Here is a 21687-nt window from a genome sequence, read left to right as displayed (position 1 = left end):
CGGTATTAATTGGGTAAAATAGCTATTTAACTATTCAATTCTCACTATCGTAGTGAAATTCCATGTTTAACAGGGGCGAGCATTGCTAATTTTCCGTTATTTGACCGCTGAGGTTTTAAAATCGCAGGTCGCCGTATTTTTAACTTTGATGACAATATTTTTGTCACAAAAGTTAGTTGGTATTTTAGGTGATGCCTCTGAGGGCAGCATTCCTGCTAAATTAGTGCTATCGATGATTGCACTAAAACTTCCACAACTAGCCTCGCTAATACTTCCGCTGAGTATATTTTTAGGCATTATTTTAGCCTACAGCCGTATTTACGCCGATAGCGAAATGACCGTACTTAAAGCCTGTGGCGTAAGTGAATGGTATGTTGTGCGCGTAACCCTTATATCAAGTGTAGGGCTTGCTATATTAGCCGCAGCATTGACTATGTATATAGCTCCGTGGGCAAGCGAGCAAGAGTATCAATTAAAAGAGCAAGCCAAAGCCGATGCGGGGTTATCTGCACTCAGAGCTGGGCGGTTCCAAGAAACCGGTAACGAAAAAGCCGTGGTGTTTATTCATAATATTGAAAAGGGTGGCAAAGAGCTCAATAAGGTATTTGTTGCACAGTTACCCGATAGCGAAAAAGGCAACTTAGCGCGCTTAGTATATGCAGAGCAAGGTGTTGTGGTTGAAGCCGTAAATGGTGAGCAACAGCTCGTACTAACAGACGGTAAACGTTACGAAACAGATGGCGCAACGCCTGCACTTAACTTAACAGAATTTGATGGTTACAGCGTACAAATACGAGAACAAGAAATAGAGCACCAACGCCGTAAATTAGAGGCTGTGCCTACTAATCAATTACTCGCCATTAATACACCAGAATCTATTGCTCAATGGCAGTGGCGACTCGCTATTCCATTATCAATTCCGCTACTTACCTTACTGGCAGTACCGCTAAGTGTGGTTAATCCTCGCCAAGGTAAATTTGCAAAACTAGTGCCTGCTATAAGCTTGTACTTAGGCTATTTTATTTTACTAAATGCCGCTAAATTTGCAGTTGAAGATGGCAAAATTCCGCCTTCAATTGGCTTGTGGTGGATTCACCTAAGTGCCTTATTTATAGGTGGGTTATTAATTATAAAAGGGCGACCGTTGGGCGCTTGGCTTAAAGCCGTTGTAACTAAGCGGGAGTTAGGCTCATGATGAAAACGCTTGATTGGTATTTAGGCCGCAGTATTTTACAAACTACCGGCTTTGCATTGTTGGTACTTGTTGGTATTAGCACCTTAATTAAGTTTATCGACCAGCTAAAGTCGGTAGGGCGTGGCAGTTACGATTTAATGACCGCAATGCTTTACACGCTTTACACAATACCTGGCGATTTAGTGGTGTTTTTTCCGATGGCTGCGCTAATTGGTGGCTTAACGGGGTTGGGGGCACTTGCCTCAAACAGTGAGCTGGTAGTGATGCAAGCGGCTGGTATGTCGCGCTTACAAATAATTGGCTCTGTGATGAAAACGGCCATATTTATGGCTGTATGCATGATGGCACTTGGCGAATGGGGTGCACCTGAAGCGCAATTACACGCTAAAGAAATGCGTAACCAAGCAATACATGGCGGCGATGTATTTAACACACAAAAAGGTGTATGGGCTAAAGACGGCAGCAATTTTATTAATATTGAAGATGTTGACGAAAACGGCAGGCTCAATGGGGTACACATGTACCACTTTGACAAATCGTTAGAGCTTACCCAAATCACTAAAGCAAAAGATGCACTGAGCCGAAAAGAAGGCTGGCTACTTCGTGATGTAAATAAGGTTATTATTACGAGCGAAAAAACCACAACAGAGCAACTACCAGAAGAGTTTTACCCTTCACAATTGACCGCTGAAAAGTTAGGGGTTGTTTCGGTAAAACCAGAGTCACTTTCATTTACTGGGCTTTGGTCGTATTTAACTTACTTAGAGCAAAACGAACAAGACACCAGTACCTACGAGCTTGCTCTGTGGCGTAAGCTTATGCAGCCTGTATCTGTAGCGGTAATGCTGCTGGTGGCGCTCTCGTTTATATTTGGCCCACTGCGTACCGTTACTATGGGCGCACGTATTATTATGGGTGTTGTAACGGGGATTGTGTTTCACTTAACTAATGAAATATTTGGCCCTGTAGTTATGGTTTACCAAATACCCGCTATTATAGGGGCGGTATTACCCAGTATTATATTTATAGGCTTTGCGACATATTTGATGAATAAACGGGTATAGAGTACCCATTCAAAGCATTAAAAAGGGTGACCAGTGGTCACCCTTTTTGCTTTTTAATTTCCAGTTTTGGAAAGCTGGTATTAATCAAGCTCACTATAAATACGTCTGTTTTCTTCTTTAGTAAGTGCAATAACTTCTGTTTTAGAGATGTAATCTTGCAGTGCTTTTTTGTTTTTAAAATCGACTAACACCACCAAATTACCTAAACCGAGTAAAGCGCTAACGCTGCGGATAATTGATTGCGGCCAGCTAATTAAATTACCTTCAAGAGTTTGTACTTTTAAACGCCATGCACGCATGCCAATGGTTTGCCCGCTTTTAGTCCAAAAGTAACCAAAAAATACTAAGCTAACAATAATTAAAAGAGCGGTACGAATACCCGAAAGAAGATTTGAATTTTGAATAAATGCAGATACATCCTCTGCGCCATTTAAACTAATTACATCGAGAGAAATAAGCCCCTGTACTGCAAATAAATACAGCACTACAGTTAACATCGCAAACGCAATAATGGCTAACGTATCGTAGACCAACGACGCAAAACGGCGCCAAAAACCAGCACGTGGAAACTCACCCGACATAAATACACTCTCACTATTAATATGCGAGCTAGTTTAACAAAAAAGCTTACAAATACTAAGACATGTTAATGTTTAGAGAGAATTGATTTTATTGCTGTAAATTACTACCTACGGAGGGGAATGAAAAAGACCCTACTATTTACAGTAAGGCCTTTTAATTTATAGCGAGTTTAACCTAGCTTAATGGCAAGGTATTTTATGTCGTCACCACTTATTTGCGGTAAAAAATAAATATCGCCGTATTTAAAATACTGCTGTGAGTTAATTATTACGGCCTGTGCTGCCTGAGGCAGTGAGTCGTAAGTTTGGCCCAAGCTATAATCATTCACATTACCCACTTTTACTGCCTGATTAAGGCGAGTTGATGGCTCATCAACAACCGTATAACCATTATTATCTGCAATGTAGTACACATTTTGATAAGTGTAGTAAGTCGTATTATGGTGTTTAAAATGCCTGTAATTTCTTGGTAGCGTATTTATACGCAGGCCTCTAGGTGGTTTAACAACATGGTAGCCTCTTTTAGCTTTACGGTAATAAAGGCCGTCGTTAAACGTAAACGAAATACCATTAAATCTGATTGATGCGCTATTGCGTGGTAAATGGTTTATAAATCGATTTTGTCTGTAAGCGACTGAATTGTGATGGCTTGTTAAGTAGTTATATTTTCGCTGGTTGTAGCGGTGTAGTTCACGCTTTTCCTGTTTGTACTTAGCAAGTTTACGTTTTTCTTGCTTACGGTCTTCTCGTTTTTCTTTTTTATGCTCAATACGCTGCTTTTTTTCATGGCGGCGTTCATCGCGTTTATATTCAACACGTTTTTCGTGGTCACGTTTAAAGCTTTTATCATTCTCTCGCTCGTTTTGTGCTCCAAGCGCAGAGCCTGATACTGCGCCAATGGCGAGCAGGGCAGGTAGTAAAAAAGTAAGTTTCATAGTATTGCCTCGTTTATGTTTTTACATAACTGGGTTCAATACTAGCGGCTCAAACTGAATGTTAACTGACATACAACAGCAAACGGAGTTATGCTTACAGCTTTTTACATTTTACTGACGGTTCTTGACATAATCTCTAGTTTTTGACGATTTTAGGAATATTTTGATACACCAAAATGATTAGTGGTATTACAAAAAATGGATACGAAATTAGTAATTAAGCCTTCCTTGGCTTTGCAGATTAATTACTTTTGATAAAAAGGATAATCGCTATAACCTACTTCAGTACCGCCATACATAGTGGCTGCATCAGCTTCGTTAAACGTCCAATTATTTGCTATACGCTCTGGTAAATCAGGGTTAGCTATAAATGGGCGACCAAATGCAAATAAGTCACCGTAACCTTCACCTAAAATACGCACTGCTTTTTCTACTGTGTATTTACCTGCATAAATAATGCGCCCTGAAAATTCAGCTCGGACTGCTTTATAAAATTCTTGTGGTAAATCGGGAGCGTTATCCCAATCAGCTTCCGCAATCGATAAGTAAGCAATACCTGCTTGCTCAAGCACTTTAACGGCCTGGATATAAGTGTGATGAGGGTTTGATTCAACAAGTCCTAAATACACTCGTGTTTCATCTGTGCTTTCAAATAAAGGAGCAAAGCGAACACCTAAACGATCAGAGCCTACAACGTCACTTACCGCTTCAACTATCTCTTTTAAAAAGCGCAGGCGATTACTAAGCGTTCCACCGTATTGATCGTCACGGTTATTAGTATGCTCAGAAATAAACTGATTAACTAAATAGCCGTTAGCACAATGAAGCTCCACACCATCAAAGCCAGCTTCTAGAGCATTGCGTGCAGCTTGAGCATACATGTTTACCAGTTCGCCAACTTCAGTTGTTGTTAGCGCACGAGGCTCACTTGGGTCAGCCAATGCGCCTTCACCAGGTTCGGTTTCAATAAATACTTTTACGTTGTCAGCTGCAATGTCTGAAGGACCAACCGGTTTACCTGAATTTGGTTGTAGTGTGGCGTGCGATACGCGCCCTACATGCCAAAGCTGAGCAAAAATAACACCGCCTTTAGCGTGTACCGCGTGTGTTACTTTTTTCCAGCCTTCAATTTGTGCTTGCGAGTGAATACCTGGGGTCCAAGCGTAGCCTTGTCCACGAGGTTCTATTTGTGTGCCTTCGGTAACCATAAAACCAGCCGATGCCCGCTGCGCATAATACTCAGCCATTAATTCATTAGGAATATTGCCAGGCTGAGTGCTGCGAGAGCGAGTAAGAGGTGGCATCACAATACGGTTTTTAAGTGTAAAAGGGCCAAGCTCAATTGATGAGAATAAAGGGGCGGTATTAACTAATTCTGATTTCATTTTAAATTCTCTTATAAAGCAAACAAAGGCTTAAATAGTGGTTAAGTAACATTGGCAGCATAGAGATTTAAGGATACAATTTGAAACAACACTTTTTTGTGCAGCATACAATTATGAATGGTATTAGTCGGCTCGATATAAAACAGTTAAGAGTACTCAGTAGCTTATTAGAACTGCAAAATCTTTCGCAAGTAGCCAAAAAAATGGGGTTAACGCAACAAGCCATTAGTGAGCAACTACGAAAGCTACGAGATTTATTTGACGATCGCTTGTTTATACGCCAAGGCAATAACATGGTTGCTACTCCTAAAGCGCAAGGACTCAAGGCGCCTGTTAATCATATTTTAAAGCAATTAGAGTCGTTACTAGAGCCCGAGCAGTTTAGCCCGCAAACTTATAAAGGTGTGTTTACCATAAGCGCAACCGACTACGCCACGCAGGCTTTATTGCCGCAATTATTTAATATTACCCGCCGCGAAGCACCGGGTTTAAAGTTGATTGTGCGCGACTTTGCATCAGATAACGTTAATCAACTTATAACGGCAGGCGAGCTTGATTTGCTGATAAGCTTTCCAGAATTTATACCCGACAACCTTTCTTATATCACTTTGTTTGAAGAACAGCATTTGTGTATTACCGGTATAGGTAACACTACTTACACTGAACCTTTGAGTTTGGCGCAATTTGCAAAGCATTCACAGCTAGTGGTGTCGCCATCGCGTGCTAATTTGCGTGGTTCGCACGATCAGTGGTTTGAAAGCCAAGGGCTAAAACGTAATATTGTAATGTCGGTACCAAGTTTTTCTGCGGTGCCCGACATTTTACATACAACCGATATGCTCGCGTTTTACCCATCAAGATTATTACCTAACAGCAAAGTTAAACAGCTAAAAATAGAAGCTCTGCCCCCTACATTTAAAGTAATAGCCGCATGGCATCCGCGTACTAATAACAGCCCTATTCATAAATGGTTGATAGAGCAATTACAAAACTTATAAAATCCGTAAAAATGCAACAAGATCTAAACGCTCTTGCTTGGTGAGTTTTAATGGTTTTAACAGTTTCGTCGTTTTAGGAAAGTGTGGATCGTTTAATTGGCTTTTCCTAGGCTTAGGTCTTGCTCCACCATGGTTGTACATGTTTACTATGCCTAGTAGGTCATCAAAAAGCCCATTGTGCATCCAAGGAAATGTTTCAGTTAAACCAAGTAGAGAAGGGGTTCTAAATAACCCTATATCACTTGGATTATTTGTAAAATTAAACCGCCCTTTATCTTCAAAACTACGGCCGTAGTAATGAAGGCCAGTGCCATGAAATTGGTTGTCACTTAATAGTGCGCCATTGTGGCAAGTCATACATTTTGCTTTGGTTCTAAATAAATGTAATCCGTTTAATTCATTATCGGATAAACGTCTAAGCGCTTTTTTTGGATTACTCTGAACCTCATTAATAAATGATTTAAAGCGAGTATTAGGTGCAATGAGTGTTCGCTCAAATGCAACGAGGGCTTCTGCCATTTGTGCCATAGAGAGCGTATTTGAATTAAAAGCACTTTTATTAAATGCCGTATAGCTTTTATCTTTATTGACCCGCATTAAAGCTTTTTGTGGATCTAAGTCCATTTCAATTGGGTTGCTAATGGGCATAAGTGCTTGTTGCTCAGCTGTTTTAGCGCGACCATCCCAAAAAAAACTTTGCCACTGATCTATGCCAAAAATTGCAGGGGTATTGCGTGTGCCTATTTTCCCATCAATACCCACTGCGGTTGTGCGGCCATCATGAAAGCCTTTGTCGTGCTCATGGCAGGTTGCGCAGCTAACGGTATTATTACGCGAGAGCTGCACATCATGAAAGAGCTTGTCACCTAAAGCAACATGCTCAGGTTTTGGCGAGGCTACAGGCAAAAGCGACATGGGCTCAACGCTTCTGCCATCACTGGTTTGAATAGCAGGCCAGTGTGCTTGGCCTTTGCTATACAGTGAGCGTAAATCGTGGCTACTTGTTGGTGTGGCGTTTAAGCTAAATGAGCACAGAAAAAAAATGCTTAATAACCTAATCATAGTTATAGCTAACTCCTAGCCAAAACATACGCCCAGGCTCAATACCAGATGCGCCTTCGTTTACTGTGTAAGTACGTGCATTCAACAAGTTAGAAATATCTGCTCTTATTTCAACTGACTGGGTTTTTGTTAGGTTGTGGCTATAGCGCAGGCTAAGGCCTAGCATGGTTCTGGCACGAATTTCTTGTTCTTCGTATATATCAACAAGTGTTGATTCTGCAGGACAATTCGCACAGCTCTGTTCAAGGCCTATGCTTTCGCTTGCGCCGGTGCTCACTGCGCTGGTGTAGCTATCACTGAAGGTTACGTTAAGCCCTGTGCTTAATGAATTGCTCCAATCAACATTCCAACCTAGCGCACCGGTAATCGGAGTGCCAAAGTTTGTACGAATTTGATCAAGTTGTCCAAGCGTTACAAGCTCGCCGCTGCCACTTGCATTTACGTAGTAAACGAGTTCGTCAAGGGGGGTATTTTCAGCAGTGGCATTGTAGTCGTCGTTAGAGACTTTGTTTTCAGCGTATGAGGCGTTAGCCCATAATGAATGGCTACCAAACTGCGCGCTCCACGAAATAGAATAGCGCTCTGAGCTACCATCACCTTCGTTGGTCATACGAATATATTTATATCCATCGCTACCTGCTTCTTCATCGGTAACCTGAGAAAATTGCTGATGCTTTTTACGTTTGACATATTTAAGCGATACATTACCTGCTTTTTCAAATGAATGGGCAATACCTAGTGCGAGTTCGTCATCGTAGGGAGTGTTTACATCATCAAAGCGGTATTTAAACGCCCCAGTATAGTTAGAAGGCAACCACCCTTGCAGGTAACCGTTTTCAATTGGGCGGTATTCTCGGTATGAAAAACGCTGCTGTTCTTTGACTTTATAACCAATAATAGCTGAATCGTAATAGCGGTTAACGCCTGCGCTAATAATAGTGCGGTTGTTGTTAAAAACATCGTAACCCAGCGATATACGTGGTGCAATATTATGATTTGCTAAAAAGTCATCATATTCGTAGCGCATACCTAAATTGAGGCTTAGCTGACCTAGTGTGATGCTATCGGTAGCATAAAACGAGGCACGATTAAGTGTTACATTTATATACTCTGCAGGGGTGACTAAACGGCCATTAAAATACTGTGCTGTTGCGGTTACATTATTTGTATAAGCGCTAATGTGCGCTTGATTATTAAAATCAATTTCGCCACCAAGCTGCGCTGCAAGTTCGTCAATAGAAATAGTGGTTTGCAGCGCTTGGCAATCAAGCGTATAACCACTGCAATTAAGAGGTGTGCTAGCGCTAGACCAAATAATAGGCGAATCGTAGCTGTAGCTATTTTGTATGCGTTCGCGTTCTACTTCTTGGCGAATAAGTTCAATACCGGCTTTTATACGGTGCTCAGTGCCAGCAAACTCCAGCGTTTTAAAATCAAGGGTGTTTTTCCAGCTGGTGGTGTATTGGGTATTATCAAGCGCGCCATATCCCCCTTGGCGAGAGTAACGTGTTTGTGCATCGCCTTGGTCGGCGTATTGCCCCCAATCTTTCCCTTTTGCTTGTAGCCAGCTATAAAAGTGCGCTGGGCCTTCACGGCTGCTGTCACTCATACTAAAATTAAGATTACTGTGCCACGATGCAAAGTCAAAATGCTCGGTTAATGCCGCAACGGCGCCAATAGCCCCGCCTTCTAAATGAAAGTCACTGTCTTTGGCATCCGTTATAAAATTATCAACTTCGTAGGGGGAGTACATTAATGTTAAATCTAGTGCATCTACCCAGCCATTTCGGTAGCCATATTTCACAATCGCATTTATGTTTGTTCTGCTTTGGGTTTTTACTTCCCCTAGCGATAAGTCGCTGATGTCGCTGGTTAAGTAATTAACGCTCATCATTAAGCCATGGCGCTCATTAATTTGTTTATTAGCACGCAGGTTATAGCTAATTTTTTCGTATTTAGGCTCTTCAAGCGTACTTTGGTCAACATTTTGCTGTGAACTATCTTGATCGGCCTCTATAAAATGATAACTCCCCCAGCTACTTTGGTTCCCCCGCACGCCAAAACTAAAACTGTCGTTTGCAAATACGCTTTTTGTTTTACTATCAACAATACCACCCGAAAAACCACCAAATTCAGCCGGTATGTTATGGTCGTAAACTGTGATTGATTCAACTATATCGGAGTTCACGTTCATACTTTGTACGCCACCCGACACATCGTCTGATGAAGAGCTTAATCGGCTGCTGCTTGCTGGGTCTATGCGGTTATTGTAATTTAACCCATCTAACGAAAACCCTGTTTGCCAAGGCTGCGCCCCTGAGATTGATATTTCTGGCGCGCTGATCTCAGCTAAGCTACCAATAGAGTACGCTTCGTTACTTAGCTGCACGCCAAGGAGCAATGCAATTAGCTCATTTATATCGCCATTGCCTTTAGGTGTGGCGTTTATAAAATCACGGTTTAAATAAGAACGCCCAATAACTTCGGGTACTTCTATGCCTATGTACTGGCCTTTTACTTCAATATGCTCAAGTGCTTCACAGCGCTCTTTTTGCTCATCTTTAAGTTCGTTACATGGCTGTGGCTTTGGTTCGGTCTGCTGTTGCTGCTCTGCGGCGTATACACCCTGAGAAAGCAAAAGCAGACACGCGAGGGTAGTCGGTGTCTGCATTTATTACGGCTCTTATTTAAATCCCTAGTGGGGTAGTGTCTTCGCTATCAATGACGCCATCGTTATCGGCATCTTGGTCGGCAATTAATCCTGCTAAGGCTATGTCTTCATCGCTGGTGTTAGGTAAAAAGAAGTTAGGTAAGCCGTCGTGGTCGGTATCTACGCTTGCTATCGCTATGCCTCTAAAGTCATCGCGAGAGGCGACTAAGTTGGTCATGCCTATGTAAAGCTCAAGCTGGTCGGCCTCGCCATTAACCCCGTTACTAATTAAGCTTTGTGCTTTGCTAATATCGTTAATTAGCGTAAAACTGTTTACTAAATCTTCCATGTTGTCGGCAATAATTGTATCGGCAAAGTTTAAAATAAGTGCCTCAAGCGTATTTAAAAGCGTACTAGCTTGTGTTTTTGCATTGCTATAGTTTGCTGAAAAATCGCTAATGTTCGCCGCGTTAGTGCCCATACTTGAAAGCATAGAATAACGTTCAAATTCACCTGTTTGAGCTTCTTCTAAGCCAATTACTTCGGCTTTAACAGCGGCTAAAATAGTTTCTAGCTGATCGCTTGTTAATGCATTTAGCTCAGGGGTTATTTCAGTAATAGCATCATTTAAAGTGGTACTTGCCAGTGATATTTGGTTTGCATTAACTAAGTAACCTAAGGTTGCTAAGCGGGCTTCAAACCTGTCTTCGGTATCTTCATCTAGTGCAATATAACTAAGTAGTTGATTGTGTACACCGGCTACTTGCTCCGCTAAGCCGCCTTCAATTAGCGATACTATTACTTGATTATGAGCTGTAATTGATGAGGTATTACTTAGCGTACGTATATCGCCTGCATTGAGCGTATTAAGCATGGTTAAGCATTTATTAGCGGCATTTGCTGTATCACCACCGACTTGCGCAGTTAAATCAACTAACAATTTACAGCCCTTGGAACCGGTTAAAAACGTGCTTGATGATTCTTTGCTTATGTAGTCATCCGAGGCTATAAAGTCGCCAGCATAGGTGAATACTTGCTGTGCTAGATCGTTTCTGCCGGCTTCACTTAAAATTAGGCCTGTACCAGGGACGTTATCAAGCGATGTTAGCGCTCTAAAAAATTCGTTGTAATCGCCATTTTCAGTAAAAAAGCTGCGAGCTTGTGCTGCGGCACTTGTTATATCTTCTCCGGCAAGTAGGCGGTTAGCTATATTAAAGCCATATACTTGCTCTTGCGCGTTGTTTATATCGGTTTCGCTGTCTGACAGCGTTATTGCTGGGTTTTCGTCGCTTTGGTATAAGCCTTCAATTAAGCCCGCTAAAAATTGAATAGGGTAAGTGTAGTTATCTAATGTAGCGGCGCTGTATGGCGACGCTGAGTAGGCGTAGTTACTATCAAAACCGGTAGAGCCATACATAGCAAGGACTTGGTTAGTGTAATCTTTTGCTGCTTCAAATTCGCCAGCTCTATAAAGGTATTGCGCAGCCCAAGCCCCGTGCAACGTTTTGTATTGCTCGTATGGTTGGCCTTCGTATTCGCCGCTACGTACAAGTCTGTAACCCGTTTTTACCGCAAGTTGCGCGTAGTTATTGGCAAGTAATTTGGCTTGAGTTAAATCACTTTCATCTAGGCTTTGTGCATAGCTTTGTAGGGCATCATCTATTGATAAGCGTACGCTATTTAAAAAGTAGCCATAGCTTGATGTGTATTCGTCTTCGCGTACTTGCTCAGCGTATAACGAAATTGTATTCAACAAATTACTTGCTTGCGAGACTTGATCGGCGTCTAGGTAGCTTTTTACTAAAGAGTAAAGTGCTGATGCGTCTGATGAGGCAATGTTATCGAAACCTTTATCAGCTAAGTATTGGTTGTAGGCCGCTACCGCTTGGACGCGGTAATCGTTTGCTTGCTCTGTTTGGCCTATTTCATCAAGTGCTTGCGCCACATCTTTTAGTGCCGAAGAACGCGCCGTTTGCTCGTTTATAAGTGCTAAATAGTCGTTAGCAGTATCTAAAAATCCTGCACGCGCATAGGCCGCAGCTTGGGTTGCGTATATATCGTAACGAGACAGTTCGTCAGCAATATTTGCGCTTAGTTCATCTGCTTGTTTTAGGTGAGATAGGCTTGAACTGTAGTAATAATTAAGTTTGTCTTCGTTAGTTACATAAGAAGGGCTTAACGAAATAATTGCAGTTAATGGCTCGCTAATTAGGCCATCTGTGTAACTAATTTCAAATTGCTCATCAATGCTGCTTAGAGTTTGTGCCTCATAGGTAAATTCACCCGTGGTGCTATTTATGCTCATTACGCCATTACTAGGTGGTGTAATTAAGCTAATAGTTACGGTGTCACCATCTAAATCTTGCGTAGTAATAATCCCTTGTGTGGTGGTTGAAGAGGTAACAAACACGTTAGTGGTTAGTAACTGTGGTGCATCATTAACATTTTCTACGCTAAAACGTACCACAACATTTGCTGTTAAGTTGCCATCGCTTGCGCTAATAGTCGCGCTATCTTCGCCATAGTAATTACTAAAAGGCGTATACGTAAACTCACCATTTGCTTCAACTGCTATGATGCCATTGCTTGGTGCATTGGCAAGCGTATAGCTAAGTGCCTCGTCGTCGGTGGCTGTTACTTGAGCAGTAAATGAAGTGTCTTCGTTTACAGTAAAACTTAAATTAGGTTGAGAAAACTGTGGAGCAGTATTACCAGAGCCACCACCACAGCCAGTTAAAGCAAGGGCGCATAATATTGGGGTGAACTTAATTAGCTTGTTCATTATTGTTAATATAAAAAGTTAATAGTGTTACGAATGATAACTAATATCAATTAGATTTAAAAGTTTAATCTGTATTTTTATTATAAATACTGAGTATTCAATTGAAGTTGAAAATGTCCCTAAAAAGCAAAACCCTGCGCTTAACAGGGTTTATATTGCAAATAAGAGAGTGTTACTAAATGGAGGGGAACCAATTAATTATTTAAGATCGTTAATAATAAGAAGGGAGAAGTTTTTAGCTGAGCGAGGTTGCCAATTATTATAGCTAATATTGCTAATTCCAAAATAGTTAAGCACTTTAGGTGAATACGTCCAGCCACGGGCATGTTGCTTTATAGCTGCGCTGCGTAAATTGGGTTTTAACCCTACAGTGAGTAAATCATGATTTACGTTTAATTTTTTGTATAGGGCTTTTTCGCGCAGGCTTGCTTTATTAATTACCTCATCGTAATGAGCACGTAATTCTTCCCACTTTTGGCTTTTTTGCGGCTCTTCTAAATGCTTTACCATGGCATCAATATCACTGTCTAACCATTTTGCTGAGGCTGCATCTCCATGCCAACCGATAATTGCATTAGGTTCTATTGTAGTAGGGTGCCCAGCAAGTAACACATAATTAGCACACGATGAAAAACAAAACTGCTTTATATTTACGGTTAATTTATGCGCCAAAATTAGCTCGGCTAAATCCATTCCTAAAGCTAAGTTTCCGCCGCCGCTGGTAATAGTAAAGGTATTAATTGTGGGATTGTTTTTTAACAGCTCAGCTGCTGTATTGTTATTTTGTTTGTTGATTTGACCACTATAAATAAGCGTTTTATCGCTTAAAGTGACTTTAGCCTGTAATAAAGCTGGGAATATTAAAAAAAGAGTAAAAATTAATTTTTGCATGTGGGTTTTGAATGAGTATTTTTGCCAAAGGCTACGTAATTTGGCTAAGCGAGGCAAATACTAATTTGTCTAAAGTAAGTTAACTCCTTTTAACCCCTTCTTAACCCTCGACCTAATAAGCTATGTGTAATAGTACGAATTAGGCATAGTTAAATGGTTTATTTTAAAAAGCACTCAACCGGTTTTTTACTTACACTTAGTTGTACGCTTGCTGCATGTAGTAGTCAGCCAAGCTATCAAGGTAATAGTACTGAGCAGTCGCTAAAGCAACATACAAACTGGCAGTACACGCAAAGTAACGCACAGCACGTAAATTACATTACCGATTTGGTGAATATAGAAGGGCTTGATTCGCTTATTGAGCAAGCTGTTACTAATAATCCATCGTTTAATCAAGTGCATGTTGCATTAAAACTAGCTTATGCGCAGCGTGATGTAACCGCTGCAAGTCAGTGGTTTAGTGTAGATGCAGGATTTGACGCGCAGCGCAGTGAAACCGAAGGCACGCAATATAGCTCATCAGTAGGTATAAGTTGGGAAGCTGATATATGGCAAAAAATTGCTGACAACGTAGCCGCGCAAGATATGACTATTGCCAGTAACCAAGCTACTTATCAAGGCGCTAAAGACACATTAGTAGCGAGTGTTATTCGTACTTATTTAAATATTATTTTGCAGCAAAATTTGCTCGATATAGAGAAGCAACGTTTAGTTGTTTTACAAAATAATGAGCAAAGTATTGTAGAGCGCTACCAATATGGGTTAGGTGATTTAGAAGCGCTTGATACCGCCCGTACTAGCACGGCATCTACTCGCGCAACCATTGCCGATTACAAAGAACAAATAGCAAAAGCAAAGCGTGCTTTAATGCTAATTGTAGGCACTGATAAACTTCAAAACCTGCCAAGTACATTAACTCTACCAAGCGTTATTGAGCCATTAAGTACATTACCAGAGCAAGATTTAGCGCGCCGACCTGACTTACAAAGTGCCTATTACAACATTCAGGCAAAGCATTACTTGGTTGATGTATCGTACAAAGAGCTACTACCGAGTATTTCGCTTTCGACATCACTGAGTGATTTTTCAAGCACGCCAAGCCAAGCATTATTAACCAGCCCAGTGTGGAGTTTATTAGGCAGTTTAAGTGCCCCTTTATTTGAAGGTGGAGCACTGCGTGCGCAAGTTGATATTGCAAAATTAAATGCCGAGCAAGCGTTTTGGCAGTACCAAGATACGCTGCTAAGTGCGGTAAACGAAGTTGAAAATGCACTCGGGCAGGAGCAATCATTAACCGAGCAGCAACTGCAAATTAGCAATGCACTTGCTAGCGCTAAACGCAGCTTTAGTAACTATCAAAGTAAGTATCAACAAGGTTTGGTTGATATTTTAGATTTGCTAACAGTGCAACAAAAAGTATACGACCTGCAAGCCCAGCTTAGCCAAATAAACTACACCCTTTTAACTAACCGCATAGATTTAGGCCTCGCTTTGGGCCTTGGAGTATCGTCATGAAAATTTCGCCAACACCGGTTGTTGTAACGCTTGTTGCTATTGTTTGTATAGGGCTTGCTATTATGTATAACGGTCAAAAAATGGTTGAAAAAGCAAATAGTCCACAACCTGCCGCTATTAAAGCTATTGCCCCAAATGTATCGGTGATTAATGCAGCTCCGAGCACTTATCAGGCTTATGTTAGCGGCCACGGTGAAGCTAAAGCGCATTGGTCACTTAGCTTAAAAGCACAAGTTAAAGGCGAAGTAACCAGTATGAGCGAGCAATTTGCGACCGGTAACTTAATAACTAAAGGGCAGGTGTTTGCACAAATTGATGACACCGAATACTTACAAGCTCTAGCTAGCGCAAAAGCAACATTGGCTGATGCAAAACTAGCACTGCAAGAAGAACAAGATTTAGGTAATCAAGCAAAACGTGAATGGGATCGCTCAGGCGTTACGCAAGCGCCAAGCTCGCCGCTTGTATTTAGAACGCTGCAGTTAGATGCCGCGCAAGCTACGCTCGAGAAAGCACAATATGCACTTAAAACCGCACAGCGTGATGTAAATAACACCCAGTTAAGTGCACCATTTGACGCTGTTATTTTATCGCGCGATATAGATTTAGGTACTTATGTGAGTATTGGCGATACGCTTGCCACGCTAAACAGCACTGACAAAGTAGAAATAACGGTACCGCTTTCATTAAGTCAGTGGCAAAACCTAGCAAATAATAAATCAGGCGATGTTATTTTAACTGAAGTAACCACTAATACTAAATGGAACGGTTATATTTCACGTTTTGAGCAACACCTTGATGACAGTTCGCGTCAACGCAGCGTAATTGTTGCCTTAGATAAACCGTTTGAGCAAACAACGCCGTTACTGCCAGGCACATTTTTAGCGGTAGAAATTGCCGGTAAGCAGTTAAGTAACGTAATAAAACTGCCTGCTTCGGCGGTATCTCAAGATGGCTTAATTTGGTACGTAAATGATCAAAATAGCTTAGTAAGCACACACGCTAATAAAGTATTTGAGCGTGGGGATTACGTATATATTACGCCAGTAGATGGTGCTAAAAATCTAAAAGTGGTGGCGCGCCCACTTGTTAGTTACTTAAACGACATGAAAGTAAATCCAATAGTTGAGGAGATACAATAATGAGCCCTCATCAACCACCTCAAATACCCAGTAATAATAACCCGCTGCACGGTATTATTAATTGGTTTGCAAATAACTCTGTTGCCGCTAACTTATTGTTAGTTAGTGTGATTGTAATGGGTATTATGTCGCTTACGACTTTACGTAAAGAGGCTTTTCCTAGTTTAGAGCCAGATACTATTTCGGTATCGGTGGTTTACGACAGTGGCGATGCATTGCAAGCCGAAGAAGGAATAGCGTTAAAAATAGAAGAAGCGCTCGAAACCGTATCGGGTATTAAACGTATTACCTCTACATCCGATGCTAGCGGCAGCCATGTAAGCATTGAAAAAAGTACTGATTACTCACTCGATGAGTTACTTGTTGACGTTAAAAACCAAGTTGACGCTATTAATAACTTTCCCGCAGATGCTGAGCAACCTGTTATTGATAAAGCCCGTAGGCAAGATCATGCATTAACGCTGCAACTTTTTGGGGATGCCGATCGCCATACATTACAAAACCTGGGTGAAAAACTTAAAGCCGATTTATTAGCGCAATCAGGCATTAGCGACGTAGCGCAATCGGGTGTGCTCGACCCGATGATGTCCATAGAAATCGACGAAGGTAAATTACAAGCGTATGGCTTAACTATTAGCGATATAAGCGAGGTCATTAACAATGAGTCATCAAGCCCGCTTTCGACTAGTTTGCGCGATAGCAGTAAAATTATACGCTTGAAAGCCGCTGACCAAGCTTACTGGCAGCGCGACTTTGCCAATATTGTATTGTTGAGCACTGCATCAGGCACGCAAATTAAGTTAGGCGATGTAGCAACCGTTACCGACTCATTTGCCGAAGACAGCAACTCATTAAGCCGTTATAACCAACAAAATGCCGTAGGCGTTGAAATTTTAATGGGCGATAACAGCGATATAACTACCATTGTTGAACAAGCTAATAACGTAATAGATAAATGGCACGAAAGCGGTTTATTACCTCAAAACGTAGAGCTTGAAAGCTGGCACGACAAAAGCACCATGATCACCGAGCGTTTATCGCTACTTACTAAAAACGCGGTGACCGGTATTATTATGGTGTTTGTAATACTTGCCATATTTTTAAACGTACGCGTAGCGCTATGGGTGGCTGGTGGCTTGCCATTTGTATTTTTTGGTACGCTTTATTTTATGACCGATGGCTACACCGCACTAACCATAAACGAAATGACCACCTTTGGCTTTATTATGGCGCTGGGCATAGTGGTAGACGATGCCGTTGTTGTAGGAGAGAGTATTTACACCACACGTAAAAAACATGGTGATACATTAAATAATACAGTTTTAGGCACCATGAAGGTTGCTGTGCCAACAATATTTGGGGTGTTAACCACCGTTGCCGCGTTTGTGGCGCTTTCGAATGTGTCAGGCAACTTAGGTAAAATTTACTCTCAATTTGCTACCGTAGTGACCATTTGTTTACTGCTTTCAGTTGTTGAATCAAAACTTATTTTACCCTCGCATTTAGCCCACATTAGTACTAAACGCCAAGTTAAAAAAGGCTTAGCAGGTCTGTGGTCAAAAATACAACATGGTGCTGATAGCGGCTTAAGTTGGTTTAGTAAAAACATTTACTGCAAGGTTATTGAATTTTCACTGCGCTTTAGATACGCCGTAGTGGCTGCGTTTATCGCCTTTTTTATATTAGTTATTGGCATGCCAATGACTGGCACAGTTAAAGTTGGTTTTTTCCCAAGTATTGCAGGCGATACCGTAACAGCCGATTTGGTTATGCAAAACGACGCCGCTTATGGGCAAACAAACACAAACTTACTAACGCTTGAGCAAAGTGCATTACAAGCTGAGCAAAACTTAATGACTAAGTTGAGCTCTGACAAAAGCGAAATAACCAGCCTACAAGTCATTAGTAGCAGCGACACCAGCGGTGAAGTAAGCGTTGAGCTATTAAACGAAGGCGCTTTTACAGCAAGCGAATTTGCTCAAGAATGGCAGCGCGTAGCAGGTAGCCTTGAGGGCAGTAAAAAATTACAAATATTAGCCACGCGTAAAATGGTCGATAACTTTAAAGTTGAACTTAAAGCGTGGGACGACGAAACCGTAATGGCGGCGGGCGCACTATTTAAGGAGCGCTTGCAAAATACCGCAGGCGTTAACGGAATAGACGACAACTTAATCCCAGGTCAGCCACAGCTTAAATTTACCCTAAATGCACAAGGGCGCGCGCTTGGCATGGATACAGCCAGTTTATCAAAGCAAGTACTGCAAGCCTTTGGTGGTGCAGTTGTACAGCGCTACCAACGTAATAAAGACGAAGTTAAAGTACGTGTACGCTACCCAGAAGATGCTCGTAAAACACCTGCCGATATAATGCAGTCGCGTATTCGCCTACCCGATGGCACGGTTGTCCCTTTAGTTAACGTAGCCACAGTAAGCAGTGAATATCAGCAAGATGAAATAACCCGCATTGATGGACTTCGTGCAATTTATTTAAGCGCCCAAGTGGATAAAAACGTGATTGCTCCAAACGAGTTAGTTGCTAACTTAAAGCGCGACTTAATTCCTGAGTTAACACAGCAATTTCCTAACTTAAGTGTGTATTTTGCAGGAGAAGCAGAGCAACAAAGCGAAACCACCAGCTCAATGAGCACTATGTTTGTAGCGGCTTTATTAGTTATTTACGTGTTGCTGGCTATTCCGCTTAAATCGTACATTCAACCTATGTTGATTATGGTAGCAATTCCGTTTGGCATTGTGGGCGCTATTTTAGGACATTGGTGGAACGACTTAACCATTAGTATATTGTCGTTAAATGGTATTTTGGCGCTCAGTGGGGTAGTTGTAAACGACAGCTTATTACTTGTTTCACGCTTTAACGAACTAGTAAAAGAAGAGAGCATGAGCACGCACGATGCCATAGTTGAGTCGTGTACGAGCCGATTACGTGCGGTATTACTTACCTCAATTACGACGTACGCAGGCTTAGTGCCGCTACTTAGCGAAACCTCAATGCAGGCACAGTTTTTAATCCCTGCTGCAGCATCACTTGGCTACGGTATTTTGTTTGCCACGGTTATTACCTTAATACTTATACCAGCATTATTAATGATTCAAACCGATGCTAAACGCGGTATTGATGCTGTGCTAAAATCGCTAGGTGCTAAAAATAAAACGCAGGAAACAGCCTCTTAATGATAAACGTACTACTGGTTGAAGACGACATAGATTTGGCAACCACCATTGTTGATTATCTCGAAATTGAGTCAATAGAGTGTGACCATGCAAGCAATGGCGTAATGGGTTTAAATTTAATAGAACGTAATCAATATCAAATGATTATATTAGATGTAAACATGCCCAAAATGGACGGTTTAACCATGTGTAAAACATTGCGTGAGCAAGGCATTGATATACCAGTATTAATGCTGACAGCGCGCGATAGCCTCGACAATAAGCTTGAGGGGTTTGCAGCCGGTAGTGACGACTATTTAGTAAAACCATTTGCGATGAAAGAGCTAGTAGCGCGGGTTCAAGTATTAGCAAAGCGTAAAAGTGGAGAGGTTAAGCGACTTACCTTTGCTAACTTAACACTTAATTTAACTGCGCATACAGCAACAGTGGCTGCGCACAGTTTAAAGTTATCACCCATTACTTTTAAGTTATTAGAAGTGCTTGTACGAGAGCAGCAAAAACCAGTAACCCGACAGGTAATTATGCAAGCAATATGGGGAGACGAACAGCCAGACAGCAATAGCTTAAAAGTGCATATTCATCATTTGCGTAAACAGCTAGAGCAAGCGCATTGCCAAGCCGTACTAGAAACAATACCCAGTATAGGGTTTGCGCTAAAATTAAAAAATGAGACACAAGCATGAAAATTAGACCCAGCCTGAGGTTGTATTTTTTTGCCACCATGGTGCTTTTAAGTTCATTAATGGCAATTGGCTTTTCGTTTTTAAGTGTTAATTATTTTATTGATGGCTTAGACCGAGGGTTAAATGGCGTAATGCATGCGCTTTCGCAATCTACTGAGGTTAAAAACGGTGAACCTGCAGAAATGATTGGCTTTAAAATAGCTAGTCGCTGGGAAGACATGCCTAGCGAAATTCAGCTACGCTTTACAAAGCCTACAGAGATTGGCGTACTACAAAAAAGCAAAGTAAAACCATCGTTTTTTTCAATGCCGGAAGACCTCTATTTTGTAGCGTATTTTCAAAACCCTGCAGGGGAGCCCCGTTACGTATCACGCATTATGCTTGAAAAAGAGCGCCTTAAAAAACAAAGCTCACCCGATAAACCTATAAAAAAGTTGGCATGGATAGCGTTAACAGGGGTTACGGCAATTGCTTTATTTACCTTCTTTTTGTTTATGGTAATGAAAAAAATAGCTAAGCCAGTAGAGTCACTACGCGGTTGGGCTAAGTCGTTAAATCAAAATAATTTACAAAACACGCCGCCCGACTTTACCTATAACGAACTAAATACCTTGGCAACGTTAATACGCAGTAGCTTGCTTTCTGCTCACGAGAGCCTTGAGCGAGAGCAGCGCTTTTTAAGTTATGCGAGCCACGAGTTACGTACACCAATTTCGGTTATTCGTAGCAACGTTGAGTTACTTAACCGCTTAAGCGAAAAAGCGCCTTTAAGCGATAAACAGCAACTTACACTGCAGCGAATAGAGCGCGCCGGTTTAACCATGAGCGATTTAACCGAGACGTTATTGTGGCTTAGCCGAAATGACGACCAGCAAAGTGCACCAGAGCCTGTAAACCTAGCCGAAAAAATAACGACCTTGGGTAACGAACTCGATTATTTACTCAATTCAAAACAAGTTGATGTACTTATAAATACTGATAACCAAAGTACAACTATTAATACCGAAGCCACCGCATGCCACATTGTGCTTACTAACTTAATACGTAATGCGTATCAGCATACGCAACAAGGGCAAGTGCGAATTACTCAGCAGGGTAGCCGTGTAATTATAGTAAATAGCAGCGAACAAACTGAAACGCCACACAGTGCTAATAACACAAACAAGCCTGCTAACATTGGCTACGGTTTAGGGTTGGAGTTAAGCGAAAAAATAATAAAACGACACGGTTGGGTATACGAAGTAAACGACATGCCTGGGCGTTATGAAGTGGTGGTCGATTTTAGTTAATACGCTTTTTTTAATACTTAACCTGAACTCTGGTTAAGAGATTTACTAACATATTGAATCATAGTGATATTAAAATTTATTTTTTCTAGCCAGAAATTTTCAGTGAAAACAAGGCGAATTTACGCGTCAATAGCTGGTCTATTGCAAGTAAATTCAACGCAGTTCGCGCTGAGAATAGCTGCTTGAGATAGATTTATTATCCAGAGTTTAGGTTACTTAGATTTAAAATATAAAACCGCGCTAAGGTACTTTTAAAAAAGCTTTAGCGCGGTTTTTTATATTCAAAAATATTTAATTTAACGCTGAGAATATAGAAACTTAGTGATT

15 protein-coding genes are annotated in these 21687 nt (G+C 41.3%); 8 read left to right on the top strand and 7 right to left on the bottom strand.

What is annotated here, in order from left to right:
* Positions 1–82: 82 nt before the first annotated feature.
* The gene (gene lptF / locus AC5NT5_RS13825) at positions 83–1195 is read left to right on the top strand and encodes an LPS export ABC transporter permease LptF (protein ID WP_138489600.1); all 1113 of its coding nucleotides are present in this window, start codon (positions 83–85) and stop codon (positions 1193–1195) included.
* Positions 1192–2259, top strand: a complete 1068-nt coding sequence (gene lptG / locus AC5NT5_RS13820) for an LPS export ABC transporter permease LptG (RefSeq protein WP_024603537.1) — start codon at positions 1192–1194, stop codon at positions 2257–2259. Before lptF ends, lptG begins: the two co-directional genes overlap by 4 nt.
* Before the next feature lie 80 nt (positions 2260–2339).
* Here lptG and AC5NT5_RS13815 read toward each other — a convergent pair whose 3' ends face one another.
* From AC5NT5_RS13815 to AC5NT5_RS13805, 3 genes are all read right to left on the bottom strand, one after another.
* Positions 2340–2840: an RDD family protein gene (locus tag AC5NT5_RS13815; protein WP_002962012.1), complete on the bottom strand. Its 501-nt coding sequence runs from the start codon at positions 2838–2840 to the stop codon at positions 2340–2342.
* Between the two features lie 170 nt (positions 2841–3010).
* The gene (locus tag AC5NT5_RS13810) at positions 3011–3775 is read right to left on the bottom strand and encodes a DUF6515 family protein (RefSeq protein ID WP_188162218.1); all 765 of its coding nucleotides are present in this window, start codon (positions 3773–3775) and stop codon (positions 3011–3013) included.
* A 245-nt stretch (positions 3776–4020) separates the two neighbouring features.
* Positions 4021–5160, bottom strand: coding sequence for an alkene reductase (locus AC5NT5_RS13805; RefSeq protein ID WP_494513944.1), 1140 nt, complete (start codon positions 5158–5160; stop codon positions 4021–4023).
* Positions 5161–5240: 80 nt separating this feature from the next.
* On the opposite strand from AC5NT5_RS13805, the gene AC5NT5_RS13800 reads away from it, so the two are divergent.
* Positions 5241–6158 carry a LysR family transcriptional regulator gene (locus AC5NT5_RS13800; protein ID WP_220487057.1) on the top strand — a complete coding sequence of 306 codons (918 nt, stop codon included), beginning with the start codon at positions 5241–5243 and terminating at the stop codon, positions 6156–6158.
* Here the strand turns inward: AC5NT5_RS13800 and AC5NT5_RS13795 are convergent.
* The 4 genes from AC5NT5_RS13795 to AC5NT5_RS13780 all read right to left on the bottom strand — a co-directional run bounded on the left by AC5NT5_RS13795 (position 6153) and on the right by AC5NT5_RS13780 (position 13543).
* Positions 6153–7220: a cytochrome-c peroxidase gene (locus AC5NT5_RS13795; RefSeq protein WP_182671544.1), complete on the bottom strand. Its 1068-nt coding sequence runs from the start codon at positions 7218–7220 to the stop codon at positions 6153–6155. The two genes, AC5NT5_RS13800 and AC5NT5_RS13795, sit on opposite strands and share 6 nt — an antisense overlap.
* A complete protein-coding gene (locus AC5NT5_RS13790) occupies positions 7213–9891 on the bottom strand; it encodes a TonB-dependent receptor (RefSeq protein WP_494513945.1) in 2679 nt (892 codons plus the stop codon). The genes AC5NT5_RS13795 and AC5NT5_RS13790 overlap by 8 nt, the downstream gene beginning before the upstream one ends.
* 16 nt (positions 9892–9907) lie before the next feature.
* The gene (locus AC5NT5_RS13785) at positions 9908–12652 is read right to left on the bottom strand and encodes a cadherin-like domain-containing protein (protein ID WP_494513946.1); all 2745 of its coding nucleotides are present in this window, start codon (positions 12650–12652) and stop codon (positions 9908–9910) included.
* A gap of 198 nt (positions 12653–12850) precedes the next feature.
* Positions 12851–13543, bottom strand: a complete 693-nt coding sequence (locus AC5NT5_RS13780; protein ID WP_494513947.1) for a hypothetical protein — start codon at positions 13541–13543, stop codon at positions 12851–12853.
* Positions 13544–13696: 153 nt separating this feature from the next.
* Between AC5NT5_RS13780 and AC5NT5_RS13775 the strand changes: the two genes are divergently transcribed.
* The 5 genes from AC5NT5_RS13775 to AC5NT5_RS13755 are packed head-to-tail and all read left to right on the top strand — an operon-like array spanning position 13697 to position 21360.
* The gene (locus AC5NT5_RS13775) at positions 13697–15058 is read left to right on the top strand and encodes a TolC family protein (RefSeq protein ID WP_494513948.1); all 1362 of its coding nucleotides are present in this window, start codon (positions 13697–13699) and stop codon (positions 15056–15058) included.
* Positions 15055–16200, top strand: a complete 1146-nt coding sequence (locus AC5NT5_RS13770) for an efflux RND transporter periplasmic adaptor subunit (protein WP_494513949.1) — start codon at positions 15055–15057, stop codon at positions 16198–16200. The genes AC5NT5_RS13775 and AC5NT5_RS13770 overlap by 4 nt, the downstream gene beginning before the upstream one ends.
* Positions 16200–19388, top strand: a complete 3189-nt coding sequence (locus AC5NT5_RS13765; protein WP_494513950.1) for an efflux RND transporter permease subunit — start codon at positions 16200–16202, stop codon at positions 19386–19388. Before AC5NT5_RS13770 ends, AC5NT5_RS13765 begins: the two co-directional genes overlap by 1 nt.
* Positions 19388–20071, top strand: a complete 684-nt coding sequence (locus tag AC5NT5_RS13760) for a response regulator transcription factor (RefSeq protein ID WP_182671551.1) — start codon at positions 19388–19390, stop codon at positions 20069–20071. Before AC5NT5_RS13765 ends, AC5NT5_RS13760 begins: the two co-directional genes overlap by 1 nt.
* Positions 20068–21360 (top strand): sensor histidine kinase, encoded by a 1293-nt coding sequence (locus AC5NT5_RS13755; protein WP_494513951.1) that lies wholly within the window; start codon positions 20068–20070, stop codon positions 21358–21360. Before AC5NT5_RS13760 ends, AC5NT5_RS13755 begins: the two co-directional genes overlap by 4 nt.
* Positions 21361–21687 lie beyond the last annotated feature (327 nt).

This window comes from Pseudoalteromonas sp. J2K-J599 (assembly GCF_059295115.2).
Note: the sequence above shows the minus strand (reverse complement) of the source record. Positions and strands in the feature narration are given on the sequence as shown.

Bases quoted from the DNA above. Each gene is read 5' to 3' on its own strand.
- lptG (WP_024603537.1), top strand. From the start codon at position 1,192: ATGATGAAAACGCTTGATTGGTATTTAGGCCGCAGTATTTTACAAACT.
- AC5NT5_RS13815 (WP_002962012.1), bottom strand. From the start codon at position 2,840: ATGTCGGGTGAGTTTCCACGTGCTGGTTTTTGGCGCCGTTTTGCGTCG.
- AC5NT5_RS13810 (WP_188162218.1), bottom strand. From the start codon at position 3,775: ATGAAACTTACTTTTTTACTACCTGCCCTGCTCGCCATTGGCGCAGTA.
- AC5NT5_RS13805 (WP_494513944.1), bottom strand. From the start codon at position 5,160: ATGAAATCAGAATTAGTTAATACCGCCCCTTTATTCTCATCAATTGAG.
- AC5NT5_RS13795 (WP_182671544.1), bottom strand. From the start codon at position 7,220: ATGATTAGGTTATTAAGCATTTTTTTTCTGTGCTCATTTAGCTTAAAC.
- AC5NT5_RS13790 (WP_494513945.1), bottom strand. From the start codon at position 9,891: ATGCAGACACCGACTACCCTCGCGTGTCTGCTTTTGCTTTCTCAGGGT.
- AC5NT5_RS13785 (WP_494513946.1), bottom strand. From the start codon at position 12,652: ATGAACAAGCTAATTAAGTTCACCCCAATATTATGCGCCCTTGCTTTA.
- AC5NT5_RS13780 (WP_494513947.1), bottom strand. From the start codon at position 13,543: ATGCAAAAATTAATTTTTACTCTTTTTTTAATATTCCCAGCTTTATTA.
- AC5NT5_RS13775 (WP_494513948.1), top strand. From the start codon at position 13,697: ATGGTTTATTTTAAAAAGCACTCAACCGGTTTTTTACTTACACTTAGT.
- AC5NT5_RS13770 (WP_494513949.1), top strand. From the start codon at position 15,055: ATGAAAATTTCGCCAACACCGGTTGTTGTAACGCTTGTTGCTATTGTT.
- AC5NT5_RS13765 (WP_494513950.1), top strand. From the start codon at position 16,200: ATGAGCCCTCATCAACCACCTCAAATACCCAGTAATAATAACCCGCTG.
- AC5NT5_RS13760 (WP_182671551.1), top strand. From the start codon at position 19,388: ATGATAAACGTACTACTGGTTGAAGACGACATAGATTTGGCAACCACC.
- AC5NT5_RS13755 (WP_494513951.1), top strand. From the start codon at position 20,068: ATGAAAATTAGACCCAGCCTGAGGTTGTATTTTTTTGCCACCATGGTG.